The organism is Psychroserpens luteus (assembly GCF_015319355.1).
GTDB lineage: Bacteria > Bacteroidota > Bacteroidia > Flavobacteriales > Flavobacteriaceae > Psychroserpens > Psychroserpens luteus.
This window is the reverse complement of record NZ_JADILU010000007.1, coordinates 91,585-105,193: the sequence shown is the minus strand read 5'-3', so window position 1 is coordinate 105,193 and position 13,609 is coordinate 91,585. Positions and strand designations below refer to the sequence as shown.

Annotated in this window: 11 protein-coding genes; 6 read left to right on the top strand and 5 right to left on the bottom strand. The window is 28.7% G+C overall.

Annotated elements, in window-relative coordinates; all coding sequences use genetic code 11:
- Positions 1–150 precede the first annotated feature (150 nt).
- Positions 151–1,227 carry a hypothetical protein gene (locus IM744_RS16395; RefSeq protein WP_194509254.1) on the top strand — a complete coding sequence of 359 codons (1,077 nt, stop codon included), beginning with the start codon at positions 151–153 and terminating at the stop codon, positions 1,225–1,227.
- 6 nt (positions 1,228–1,233) lie between these two features.
- On the opposite strand, the gene IM744_RS16390 is transcribed toward IM744_RS16395, so the two are convergent.
- Positions 1,234–2,385: a glycosyltransferase family 2 protein gene (locus tag IM744_RS16390; protein ID WP_194509253.1), complete on the bottom strand. Its 1,152-nt coding sequence runs from the start codon at positions 2,383–2,385 to the stop codon at positions 1,234–1,236.
- A complete protein-coding gene (locus IM744_RS16385; protein WP_194509252.1) occupies positions 2,369–3,679 on the bottom strand; it encodes a glycosyltransferase family 39 protein in 1,311 nt (436 codons plus the stop codon). The genes IM744_RS16390 and IM744_RS16385 overlap by 17 nt, the downstream gene beginning before the upstream one ends.
- Positions 3,680–3,789: 110 nt before the next feature.
- Between IM744_RS16385 and IM744_RS16380 the strand changes: the two genes are divergently transcribed.
- Genes IM744_RS16380 through IM744_RS16370 form a run of 3 tightly spaced genes read left to right on the top strand, consistent with a single transcriptional unit; the run spans position 3,790 to position 7,175 of the window.
- The gene (locus IM744_RS16380; protein WP_194509251.1) at positions 3,790–4,767 is read left to right on the top strand and encodes a GNAT family N-acetyltransferase; all 978 of its coding nucleotides are present in this window, start codon (positions 3,790–3,792) and stop codon (positions 4,765–4,767) included.
- A complete protein-coding gene (locus IM744_RS16375; RefSeq protein WP_194509250.1) occupies positions 4,764–5,867 on the top strand; it encodes a DegT/DnrJ/EryC1/StrS family aminotransferase in 1,104 nt (367 codons plus the stop codon). Before IM744_RS16380 ends, IM744_RS16375 begins: the two co-directional genes overlap by 4 nt.
- Entirely contained in the window at positions 5,868–7,175 is a 1,308-nt protein-coding gene (locus IM744_RS16370) for an O-antigen translocase (protein WP_194509249.1), read from the top strand. It abuts the gene before it with no gap.
- On the opposite strand, the gene IM744_RS16365 is transcribed toward IM744_RS16370, so the two are convergent.
- Entirely contained in the window at positions 7,172–8,422 is a 1,251-nt protein-coding gene (locus tag IM744_RS16365) for an O-antigen translocase (RefSeq protein ID WP_194509248.1), read from the bottom strand. The two genes, IM744_RS16370 and IM744_RS16365, sit on opposite strands and share 4 nt — an antisense overlap.
- Positions 8,419–9,354: a sulfotransferase family protein gene (locus IM744_RS16360; RefSeq protein WP_194509247.1), complete on the bottom strand. Its 936-nt coding sequence runs from the start codon at positions 9,352–9,354 to the stop codon at positions 8,419–8,421. The genes IM744_RS16365 and IM744_RS16360 overlap by 4 nt, the downstream gene beginning before the upstream one ends.
- Positions 9,355–9,576: 222 nt before the next feature.
- Here IM744_RS16360 and IM744_RS16355 point away from each other — a divergent pair, with 222 nt between their 5' ends.
- The gene (locus IM744_RS16355; protein WP_194509246.1) at positions 9,577–10,428 is read left to right on the top strand and encodes a hypothetical protein; all 852 of its coding nucleotides are present in this window, start codon (positions 9,577–9,579) and stop codon (positions 10,426–10,428) included.
- 11 nt (positions 10,429–10,439) lie between these two features.
- The gene (locus tag IM744_RS16350) at positions 10,440–12,413 is read left to right on the top strand and encodes a S8 family serine peptidase (protein WP_194509245.1); all 1,974 of its coding nucleotides are present in this window, start codon (positions 10,440–10,442) and stop codon (positions 12,411–12,413) included.
- 38 nt (positions 12,414–12,451) lie between these two features.
- Here the strand turns inward: IM744_RS16350 and IM744_RS16345 are convergent, their stop codons facing one another.
- Positions 12,452–13,588, bottom strand: coding sequence for a glycosyltransferase (locus tag IM744_RS16345; protein ID WP_194509244.1), 1,137 nt, complete (start codon positions 13,586–13,588; stop codon positions 12,452–12,454).
- Positions 13,589–13,609 lie beyond the last annotated feature (21 nt).

The following is a 13,609-nucleotide window of genomic DNA, read 5'->3' as shown; positions in this document are numbered from 1 at the left end:
ATTAGCATGTTTTCTGTACTGATTATTTTGATTACTCTTGGTATAAAAAAGAAGCTCATTGTTTTAGCAATAATTGTCTCTGTGATTCTTGCACTATTGTTATACAAATATTTAAAGAAGGTTATAGTGTTTCAATTGATTCTGGCATTTATGTCTCTAATAGTCCTTGTAACAAAATATTATCACGTAGCTAATGAGTCTCATGATTGGATGGGACAACCTGATGATATAAATACTGTAATTTTTAAGAAAAAACCTAATATATATGTAATTCAACCAGATGGTTATGCGAATTTTTCGGAATTAAAAAAAGGACATTATAAGTTTGATAACTCTAAATTTGAATCATTTTTGGTTGGAGAGAATTTTAAGCTTTATAATGATTTTAGAAGTAATTATGTGCCTACTGTATATTCTAATAGCTCTATTTTTGGAATGAAACATCATTACTACAAAGCTCAATCTAATGAAGAAAATGAAACCTATAATTTTAGACAGGATATTATAGGTGAAAATCCGGTTTTAGATATATTAAAAGCCAACAACTATAAGAACCACTTATTTTTACAAGAGCCTTATTTTATATTGGGAGGAATAGGTTTAGGCTATGATTATTGTAATATTAATGCTAACGAAGTGTCCTATTTTTCTAATGGATTTGACATGGATAAAAATATTAAACAAGAATTTGAAAGCCATATTGTTAATAATAAATCATCCAATAATTTTTACTTTATAGAAAAAATTAAACCTTGGCATATAAGTAATAATAAACGCCAAAGCCTAGGTAGAGATAAAGAGCGTGAAGCTTATCTTAATCGCTTAGTTGAAGTGAATACTTGGCTGATTGATATGGTTACCATTATAAATAAAAATGATCCAAACAGTTTAATTGTAATTATTGCAGATCATGGCGGTTTTGTGGGTTATGATTATGAATTAGAATCTAGAACTAAAAATTTAGATAGAGATTTAGTTCATTCTGTATTTACATCTGCTTTAGCTATTAAATGGCCAGATAACGATATTCCTGATTATGATAATCGTTTAAAGTCATCAGTTAATTTGTTTCGAATAATGTTCTCATATCTTAGTAATAATGATAGCTATTTGCAAAATCTTCAAGAAGATAAAAGTTACTTGATTATTGAAGAAGGTGCGCCAAATGGTGTTTATGAAGTTATTGACGATATTGGTGAAGTTGTTTTTAAGAGTTATGAAAAGTAATTAATACTATTTTTTTAATCCCAGAATACTAAAAAATAAGCTAAATAAAATCACTTGAATTCCTAAAAGCATTGTAAATACAGCTGGTATTATAATTCTTAAAGTATTTGAAGGGTTCAAATTTCCGAAGTTAGTTACATTCCAATCTGAGAATCCTTTTACGCTTAAAATAACACCTATTAAAACCAATAGAAACCCAAAAACAAGTCCTTTTTCTAAAGTGATATGTTTAAATAAGCTTTGATAGCGATTGCTTTTTGGAAGCAGTTCGTTTTCTACAGCAAAAACCTTAGTTAAGGCGTAAAAAACAAAAAATTGAAAGCCAATTAAAATCATACTAGCTGTGTATAATAAAGTGTGAACATCTAGTGTAATATTCCCAACAGAAATTGGTTTTATGATAAGTGCTATTGATGTTATGGCACCAATAATCATGAGTAATAAACTTGGATATAAAAACAACCATTTTGGACTATAGAGTGTTAAGAATCTAAGATGTCTCCATCCATCTGGCCATGTGTTTAAATGTGGAGGTCTTGTTCTGCCATCTTTGTGTAAAATTGTTGGAACTTCTGTAATAGATAGGTTATTAAGTTTTGATTTGACAATCATTTCTGAAGCAAACTCCATTCCGGTAGTCTTTAATTTCATTTTGTTGAAGGCTTCTTTTGAGAAACCTCTAAGTCCGCAATGAAAATCTCCAATTTTTATTTTAAAAAATAAACGACCAATAAATGATAATACAGGATTTCCTAAATATCTATGTAAAAAAGGCATAGCTCCTTTTTTTATGCCACCTTTAAATCTGTTTCCCATGACTAGGTCAAAACCTTCTCTAAGCTTTATTAAAAAAGGCATGAGTGATTTAAAGTCGTAGCTATCATCTGCATCTGCCATGATGATATATTTACCTTGAGCAGATTTAATTCCGCCTTTGAGCGCATTACCGTAACCTTTTTCTTTTACATGCACTACAGTTGCGTTGAGCTCTTTTGCAATTGCTATGGAGTTATCTGTACTACCATTATCTGCAATGATAATTTCTCCAGAAACGTTGTTTGAACTCAAGAACCCCTGAGCTTTAGAAATGCAGATAGCTAAAGTTTCTTCTTCGTTTAAGCAAGGCATTACAATTGAAAGCTCAATTTTTGATTCCATTCTTGGTTAGTTTTGTAAGGATGATGACAAAGATGAAAAATATAAACACATAATTATAGAAAAGGTATCTCATTATTGAATGACTCGCAAAAGCAACTAACATAGCATTAGATAAGGTCAATGCAGCACAGATGAATAAGAGAATGTATGTTTTGTTTTTAAATAGTACTTTAACGAAGCTATAGAGTAAAATAAAAACAATGAAAATTAGTAAAACAGATGAATAGAATCCGTGAGATATATTTGCAAAATATAACTGGATCCATTTCTTGAAATTGTTGCTAATAAGGGTTAATGTTAAGCTTTTACAAGTTTTTTCAATATTATAAAATGCTTGAGCATCTGCAGTTTTAATAGAGTTTGTCTTCATTAACTCTTTATCAAAGTAATATTTTTTACCTAAATTATGTACTGTTCTATTACATATTGGAGGAACATTTTTATGAAAAAAGTTGTAGTACTGGGTATATGAATCTAGATCGTCTTGAGAAGACATTAATAATTCTTCGTTTTGTAGTTTTTGATAACAGTTTTCAAAAATAATTTTATCATCTGCATACTTAATGTGTTGTGAATCATTTTTACTTGAAACATAAAATGCAGAAGTTGACGCGTTAACAAAACCAAATGGTGTGGTCATGAAAATACCATCTTTTAATTTATGATATGTTGACTCTGTTAAAACAAGAACAACAGGCATACATATTAGCAATGATAATTTGAAAATCTTAGAAGCTTTTAATATTTGTGGTTTCTTCTCTAAAAAATAGGCGAAAGCAAATATAAGAGGAGTGAAAATAAATTGACCTCTTGTTAGTGCCAGTAGAATATAGAAAAAAAGAGCAATTGCTAATTTTTTATAGCTATCATTTTTTATAAAGTCTAAGCAAGACACTATAAAAAAGAGATACAAAGGGTAACTTAGACCTTCTGGGCAAATGTTATTTGCAACATAAAGCGGATTGAAAAACGGGAAGATCAATATCACCATTAATATTACTTTACTAATAGTGCTTAAATTGAAAATTTGTGCTGCTTTTTTAAAGAAAAAATTAACAGCGATAAGACCAAAAACACCTTGAAAAACAAGGACGCTCATGTCAAAAAAACTAGAAAAAAGAAATTTAAAAGATTTTAAGAATATGACATAGCCAGGATGACGATATGGTAAAGCATTTAAATAACTTCTGGTATCTGGAGAATAAATGGCTTCGTTAGTAATAACAAATAAGAATACTAACAGATAAACAACTCTTAAAATAGTATTTTCTTTAAAAAGGGTTTTTAATTTCAAGAGCTCGGTTTATAGTTTTTCAAATATAAAAGAATTGAATCAAAAGGGATTCCAAGATTTAAAAATATTGTATTTTGTGCCTATTCAAAGTTTAAATTACACGATCAAAGTTGGATGAGTTTAAAGTTATAAAATACAATCAAGGTAAACGTGCAGATTGGGATGATTTTGTCTCCAATTCTAAAAATGCTACATTTTTATTTCATCGCGATTTTATGGAGTATCATCAAGACCGTTTTGATGATTACTCATTGATGGTTTATAGTGATACTAAGTTAGTAGCATTAATACCTTCTAATAGAGTTAAAGATACTCTTATTTCTCATCAAGGGTTAAGTTATGGAGGTTTAGTATTATCACAAAAAGCAAAGTTTGAAACTGTTGTTAAGATATATTATTCTGTCTTAAAATATTTGAATGATAATTCTATTCCTACTTTTGAAATTAAGTTGTTACCTAAAATATACCATCAATTACCAAGCGATGAAATAGAGTATTTACTTTTCAAAACCAATGCCAATTTAATTAGAAGAGATGTGTCAATGGTTATTGATTATACCTGCAAATTGGAATCTTCATCAAATAGAAAACGGAATTTAAAAAGAAGTAAACTTAATAAAGTATATGTAAAAGAAGTTGTGAATTTTGATGATTTTTTTAATCAAATTCTAATTCCAAATCTAAAGCATAGATATAACACCTTGCCTACACATTCTCTAACAGAAATCGAAGAATTAAAATTACAATTCCCTAAAAATATTAGACAGTTTAACGCCTATCAAAATGATGAGATTATTGCAGGAGTAACTATTTTTGAGTCTTCTCAAGTTGCTCATGCACAATATATTTCTACAATAACATCTAAAAATGAACTTGGCGGACTTGACGCTATTTTTGATTTTTTAATAAACGAAGTATTTATTGATAAGCGCTATTTTAGTTTTGGCATTTCTAATGAAAATCAAGGACAACAAGTTAATCGTGGTTTGATTAATTGGAAAGAGAGTTTTGGAGCAAACCCAATAACTCATGATTTTTATACTATAGATACTAAAAATTTTAGTTTATTAGAAGATGTAATGATATGATTAAATTTTTAGACTTAAATAAAATCAATTCAAAGTACGAAGATGAATTTTCTTCTCGATTTAAAGCGTTTTTAAAATCAGGATATTATATAAAAGGATCTGAAGTCAATCAATTTGAACAAAGTTTCGCTACTTATTGTGGTACAAAGCATTGTATAGGAGTTGCTAATGGTCTCGATGCCTTAACCCTTATTTTTAAAGGCTATATAGAACTTGGTAAATTAAACGTTGGTGATGAAGTGATGGTGCCTGCAAATACCTACATTGCGACGATGTTATCTATCCTGAATTCTGGTCTTAAACCCGTTTTTATTGAGCCAGATAATGAGACCTTTAATATTTCACCTTCGGAAATTCAAAAACACATAAAACCATCTGTTAAAGCCATATTGGTCGTTCATTTATACGGACAATTAGCTAACATGTCTGAAATAAATGCCATAGCAAAAACTAATAATCTCTTAGTTATTGAAGATGCAGCCCAAGCTCATGGAGCAGTTTCTATTTCCGAAGAAAAAAAAGCAGGAAACCTATCTGATGCATCAGGATTTAGTTTTTATCCCACTAAAAATCTTGGAGCTCTAGGTGATGCAGGAGCAGTAACTACCAATGACAAGGAGTTAGCAGCATGTATTAAATTATTGCATAACTATGGAAGTTCTAAAAAATACGTCAACGAAAAAATTGGCATTAACAGTCGCTTAGATGAGTTACAAGCTTCATTTTTAAATATAAAACTTAGAGATTTAGATCAAGATAACGAGAAGCGACGAGAGATTGCAAAACAGTATTTAAAAAGGATCAATAATCCAAAAATAACACTTCCTTTTTATGATGGTTCTCATAATCATGTGTTTCATGTGTTTGTGATTAGAGTAGAAGGCAGATCTCATTTTACAAGCTATTTAGAGCAAAATGAAATTGGTTACTTAATTCATTATCCTATTGCTCCACATCTCCAAAAAGCATTGTTACCATATAAATCTTTATATTTACCTATTACAGAAGCTATTCATGACACAGTGGTAAGTATTCCATTGAGTCCTGTAATGACTACTGTAGAGATTGAAACAATTATTAATGCCCTAAACCTTTATTAATTGAAAAACCTAATTAAGTACATTAATACTAATGTATTATATAAAGTTGCGCATCTTAACTCTGCAACTATAATTACTAAGATTATTGCAGGTATTTTAACATCTAAGGCAATTGCTGTTTTTATAGGTGTTGAAGGGATGGCATTGATTGGTAATCTTAGAAATTTTTTGAGTGCAATACAATCTATTTCAATTCTTGGGTTTTACAATGGTGTTGTAAATACTATTGCTAAATTTAAACACGATAGTGTCAATTTAAGTAAAACACTATCTACTGCTTACTATTTGGGTTTTTTCTCAACAATTATAGTCGCTTTTTTATGTTATTATAATGCTCAATATATAAATGATTTATTATTTACATCTTATTATGATTACGCTTATGTGATCAAAATTATGGCTTTAGCATTGCCATTTTACTCATTAAACATGATGAGTTTTTCTATAATGAATGGCTTTTCTAATTATAAAATGTTACTTATTGTTAATATAATAGGTCAAATTTTAGGTTTACTAGTCACCTTGTTATTAATTTATAAAAACCATATTGATGGAGCTCTAATTGCTGCAGTTGTAGCACCTTCTTTAATATTTTTAATCACTTTAGTAGGGATTGTAAATAGAAGAAACTTGGTGACTTCAATTAAAATAGATCATATAAGTTTTGATATTTTAAAATCATTTGGTCCTTATGCTGCAATGGCATTGGTAACTGCAATAGCTTTACCTTTGATCTCAATTTGTATTCGTAATTATATTATTTCTGAAATTGGAATCCAAGAAGCTGGTTATTGGGAAGCTATGAATAGGATTTCTAATTACTATTTGATGTTTATTACATCTATTATTACTTTGTATGTTTTGCCTAAATTCAGTAAGATTGAAAGCAAAAAAGAATTCAAAAAAGAGATTTTAGTGTTTTATAAATCTGTTATGCCCATATTTGGTATTGGCTTAATAGTTCTCTACTTTTTAAAGTCTTTTATTGTACCACTTATCTTTTCCGAAGCATTCAAACCAACAGAAAACTTGTTCTTTTGGCAACTTCTAGGCGACTTTGTAAAGGTTTTGTCTCTCGTTATTTCTTACCAATTTTTAGCTAAAAAAATGTTTAGCCATTTTATAATTATAGAAGTGTTTTTAGTTGTAATGCTCTATTTTTCTAGTGTTTACCTTATTGATGAGTTTGGTGTTGAAGGAGCTGTAATAGGGCATTTTTTAAGTTATGTAATGTATTATGGTATTGTGTTACTTATTTTTGGCACATCGCTGTTTGGGATCATCCCAGAAGATGTAGAGGAGTCTTAACTTGTTTTAAGCCAAAGTAGTTTTCTAAAGTAAATATTCATAGCTATAAAGTGTAGAACATAAGTGACAAAATAGGCTATTGAAACTCCAACAAAACCATAATATTCAATAAAGATTATAGTTAAACTACAAAAGACTACTGCCCAACCTATTTGGAAACCTATAAATACTTTTGTGTTAGCTTTAGATATTAATATATTACCAAGTACCCAAGAATTAATTTTAATAGCATCACCAAGTAAGTGAAATAGAATGATTGAGTTTATTAATAAGAACTCTTTGCTGAACAATAACACTATAAGATAATCTTTAATTAAATAAACTAAAATTGTTATGATTATTATAATTGGAAGACTTAATGACCAAACTTTAAAGACTTCTTTTTTTAATTTGTCTCCATTTAAATTGGTAAAAGTTGGAATCAAATAAAATTTAAATGTTGTTGTAAGAAACATAATATAGATTGCTGAAATTCTCCACATACCTTCCCATGAACCAGCAAACTGATCTCCTAAATTTTTATTTATTAACGCTCTAACAAAAAAGGTTGCACCCAACATAAATACAGGAGCAGTAACAGCCATTAAAGAAAATTTTGTTAGATTCTTAAAATATTTTGAATTTATTTTGAATTTTAATTCTCTTATTAAAGGTTTTCTTATGTGTCTTAAAAATATAATTGAAATAAAAAACACAAGAATTTGACTAATTGCAATTGCATGGATTGCTCCTAATAAATTAAATTTAATAACTAATATTATCATTATGATTGATGATACTATTGTAGCAATAATATTTATAAGCACATAGGTTTTTATTCTTTTTAGACCATTAAAAGTGGACATAATTAGGCTATAAACCGCAGAAGTGATAAATGAAAAGGATAAAAGTATTAAAGCACTAGAAAATTTTGAATCCTCAAATAAATAGTGCGCGAGAGGTTTATTGAAAATAAGAGTTACAAGGCAAACTATGATTGAAAATAATAAATGGATTTTTAGAGCGGAGTTAATAAATGGGGTCAGTTTTTCTGTATTATTGTAATCTGCAACATATTTAATAACACCATTTTCTGTGCCAATTGTAGAAGCAACTTTACCTAAACTGATAAAGTCTTTTAATTGACCTAAAAAAAACATACCGCTAGTTCCAAGATAAATCGCTGTAATTTTATTAGTTATAAGTTTAGTTATAAGAGATACAGAGGTACTAATAAAAGAGTAAAAGGATGTTTTAATTAAACTCATATATATTTCTTAAAATCGTTCCATACACTAAAATCCTTGTTTAAAATAGACTTTAGTAACATAAAGTCTTCTTTATATAATTCTGTAATCCATTGTCTTTCTTCATTAGTTAATTTTGGGTAATCAGTATTTGTTTTACTCTTATTAATCGCAAAATTCTTAATTTTATTTTTGATTGATGATTTTAAATGTCTAGGTATAAAAAAATGTATTGGCTTGAGTATTCTAATACTATTATTCATCAATTTTGTGATTGTGTTATAACGTTTTGGGTTTTTAAGTATAATAGTTTTATTAGCCTCAGTTTTATTAATCGTATCAAACTTAGATAAATTTAAAAATTCTAAACATTCATTAACCACGTCAAGTTGATTACTTTTTAAATCTTCAAAAAATACAACTTTAATGTTGTTACTATCAAAATTATCATAAAATCTAGATAACCATTTACCGTAAAGACCATATTGAAAATAATTTTTAAACCTACCCATAGGTTGTCGTTTAGAATTATCTGGTTCAATGTCAATATCATTTAAAACAGCATCTTTTAATTCAAGAGACTCCATTCCTAAACCTTTAAGATACCAATAATGAGAATATAACCTATCGACAGGGTTTCTTAATATAAAAATGAATTTTACATTTTGATCTAAATGAGTTTTGACTCTTTCAATAAATTTTGGAAAAAGCATGTAACTGGTACTTGCATCTCCTTTATATTTAGCATTAGGGTTTTCGCTAAAAATCTCATTGTACTTTTTGCAATAAAAATCAATTGAGGTGTCAAAGTCATCCTTAACCATATAAAAAGGTTCCTTTATTGATGACATACAAATATCTTCATGAAAATTTAGTAACACGTGTAAAGTGCTAGTTCCTGATTTTGCAGCACCTGGAATGAAAAGATTAGGAAAACATTTTGATTTTTGCATTGAATGAATAGTGTGATTTCAAAAATAAACAATTCTTCTCCGAAAGCTTTATAGTTGACATGCTATCAATAGGAGTTTTTAATATTTGTAGGAAAAAACGTATTTCAAATTACGGAAAAACCGTAATAAATACCTGATTTTTAAACATTTAACACTTAAGGTGTTTTTTTTTTTGTTTTAATTTCTTACATTAAAATATGTTTAATCTAAAAATCAAATATTATGAAAAAATTACTTTTTACATCCATCTTTTTATTTTCAATTTTTTGTTTCTCACAGGTTAGTACTCCCAATGGTACTGTAACTCCAACCACAAATAATTCTGGGTCTACTGCTGGGAATGTTGGAGTTGGTACCTTGACACCTACTGAAAAATTAGAGATTATTGGTACAGTTAAAGGCGAACGTGGAATATTTTCCAAACCTTTGCCAAATGGTTCTCTATTTAGTAGCGTGTCCGATAGGAATTTACAATGCTCTGTATTAAATGCAGGAACACAATTTGGTCCTAGTGGTTTTATACTAAATGTCTTAGATTTTCCTGAATCAAATATTGATGCTCAAGCGCAATCTTTTATCGGTATGGAAGATAGAAACTTTAAAAGTAGATGGAGGTTTTTTGCTAACACGGGAGGTTCAAGTGAACTATTGTATTACAATAAGAGTCAGTCGCATTTTTTTAAATTAAGTGAAGATGGTAGTGATAATGTATATTTAAACTTACCTAAAGTAAACTCTTATTTAACAATTGGGACAAATTCTTTTAATGATAACGGTGAATTATATAATTTGACTGTTAATGGTAAAATGAGAGCACACTCTGTCAAAGTATATACTGATTGGGCTGATTATGTTTTTGAAGAAGAATATAAATTACCAACACTAGAAGAGGTTGAAACATTTATTAAAGTTAATGGACATTTACAAAATATACCAAGCGCAGCAGAAGTTGAAGAAAATGGTATTGAACTTGGGGAAATGAATAAATTACTACTCCAAAAAATAGAAGAATTGACACTCTATACTATTGAACTCAAAAAAGAGATTGATGAATTAAAAACTAAAATAGATTAGTTATGAGAATTATGAAAATAATAGTCTGTTTATTAATTTTCTTTACTACTCATTTTTTTTATGGACAAGACTTTAAAGAATTTTATATTGAAGTAGTAGATAACAGTTACATTCCAGAATATGACAAAACGAAAAACAAATTTTTAGTAAATGAAAAACTTAAGTATTCAAAATCTATAAATACAATTTTAGATGAATTAATTGTTTCTAATTGTGTTTACGTCAATGAAATTGATGTTAATCTGACTGAAAACCTTTTAAGAGTCATCATTGAATTACAAGATGAAAGCAGGGTTGATGTTCTAGTAGCAAAATTGATAAATGATTTTAATCAATACATCAGTTATGAAAAGTTGATTGCATATGAATCTCTATACATGCCAGATGATTTTGAAACTTTAGATGTAAGTTCTCAAACCAATGTTACTTCAAATGAACAGAATGATTTAATTATGATTAGAGCTCAAGAAGCTTGGGATATTACTTTAGGAAAAGATTATGTTTTAATTGGTGTTAGTGACACTGGTTTTCAAGTTGATCATCCAGAATTGACTACAGAAATTGTAGGAGGTGTTGGAAGTTATGACAGCGGAACTAGTAGTTCCTCAGGTCATGGATCTGGTACAATGGGACGTGTTACAGCAGCTACAGATAACAATGAAGGTATTTCTTCTATTGGTTTTGATACAAAAGGATTAGCTAATAGGTCTTTGAGTATCAATGGTATGAAGGAATTATCGCTAATTGGAGCTAAAGCTGTAAATGGAAGTTTTGGAAGCCCTTCAACTACAGGTGGAAGTATCTCACAGCAAAATATAGTTAACAATATGGTAGCTAACGGAACCGTTGTAATATGTGCTGCTGGAAATGGACCTTATAAAGGTGGTACTACAGGAACAAATGGTGTTTATACTAATGAAAGTTATGCTAGTAGGTATATTTATCCAGCTTCTTATCAAAATGTGATTTCAGTCTCAACTGTTGGTAACAAAAATGATATTGGAGTTGATACGGATGGAGATCCTTTAACTTATGATAATTGGAAAGATGTACATTTAATAAAGCAACCTTTTCCTTACCATTATTCAGGTACTAATCCTCAGATCCCTATAAGTGAGGCTAATATCTCTTTTCAACATAATGATTCAGTTGATATTGTAGTTCCGACGTATTATGGAACTCCAGCACTTAACCCAAGTACTAACTCTAATAGTCAATATAAAAATCCTGGACTTGGAGGGACTTCTTGGGCAGCACCAGTTGTTGCAGGTACGGTAGGTTTAATGTATTCTGTTAATTTTTGCTTAGATCCAAAAGAAATAGAAACTATTATTAAACTTACTGCAGTGAAAATTGATGATATTCCAGAAAACTTACCCTTCTATGGAAGACTTGGAGCTGGTAGATTAGATGCTTATGAAGCTGTGAAGATGTCAAAAGATATGGCAGATGATTTAGGAACTGTCGAAGTTAAGGACAGAATCTTGTATAGGCATTGGTTTTATAAATTAGTAACAGCTCCTTATGAGATTAAAATGTCGAATAATGATGTGACAGGCGGATCTAAACTCAAATTTAAAGCAAGAAATAACATTGAAATATTAAGTGGTGATTATTATCCCCAAACTGGTGGTTACATTGATTTAAGTATTGATGAGACGTTGACATTAGATTGTACAATACCATCAAGTTCGAGTTCAAGATTATCAAGTATTGGTAAAGATGAAAGTAAAGAAAGTGAGATTCAAGTTATACCAACGTTAGTTACTAATAATGTTGAATTGTCAAACTTGCCTGCTAGTAATAAAAATTTGATAAGTATCAAAATTTATGATTTTTACAAACAAGAAGTTTATTTTAAGGATAAGATTAATTCAAGTTCAGTTAATCTGAACTTAGAACATTTATATGAAGGTATTTATATTTTACAAATTTTAGATGGAAATGGTAAACAAATCCATGTTCAAAAAATAGTGAAAAAATAAATTCATAGCTGCCAGTTATTAAAAAAAAACTGGCAGTTTTATTTTTCCCAAGTCTCTAAATATTTTTTTGTGATTTTCAACAAATCATGTTCTCTTTCTATAAAATGCCTTGCATTTTTAGAAATTGTAATAATGTGTTCTGGATTATTAATCAGCCATTCTAAATTTTCAACAATATTATCTACACTAGGCTCAGCATTTATGGCAACCGTATTTTTTTCTAATCCATAATAGTCTAACCATTCTTGTTCTGCACCAGTAAATACAACTTTGCCTTTTGCCATAGCTTCTAAAGCATTATAGCCTTGGTCGTACGCATAAACCATATCTAATAAAATATGTGCTTTGTTGTATATATTTATGTAATCGTTATAAGGAATATCTGTTGTTGAAATTATTTCAACTTTGTCCTTATATCTACTATTAATTATCTCTAAAGCCTCTTCAAAAATATCATTTCCTTTTTTGTAATAATTAGCTTTATTAATACCATGAAAAATAATAATTTTATCTTGTAGATGATTTTTGGTAAAAAGAATTTTATCAGTATTTATGGGATTAGGAATTAATCCTAAATACTTAGAGTTCCCCTTTAATGGTAAGTGATAATCCATATCTGATGAGATAACTCCTTTAATATTTTTGTATAAATAATAATGTATTTCTTTATGCTGATTCTCTAGATGTAAAAGAATAGGATTAAATTCTTTTTTCGTGACTTTATCTTCAAAATAAGGTGTTAAAATAGAATATCTAAATTTCTTTTTCATAGCATAATCTACACTAGGGAAATCGTAACCACAGGACAATAAGAACACGTTTTTATTATTCTCTAAAATATAATTTAAGAGTTTTTTTTCAGTTTCAGCAATTGTTTTAAAAGGTCGTTCATTAATAAGTTGGACAATGTCAAAACCTTTTAATTGTTCTTTATAAGTATTAAATTGTTTCTCTATTGAAATAGAGTTTAAATCTATTTTTAAAAGGCGATGGAGAATTTTTCTTAAGATATTTAAAGGCCCTTTTGTATAGTTGTTTTTTAATAGGATATCAACAGGATAATTTTTAAAACCATCACCATTACCCACAATAACAACTTCATGCCCTAACTGTACTAAGCCTTCTTTTAAGGAGTTGTGCAATCTACTATATTCTCCAATTAATAAAATCTTCATTTATATTAGTACATTTGTTTC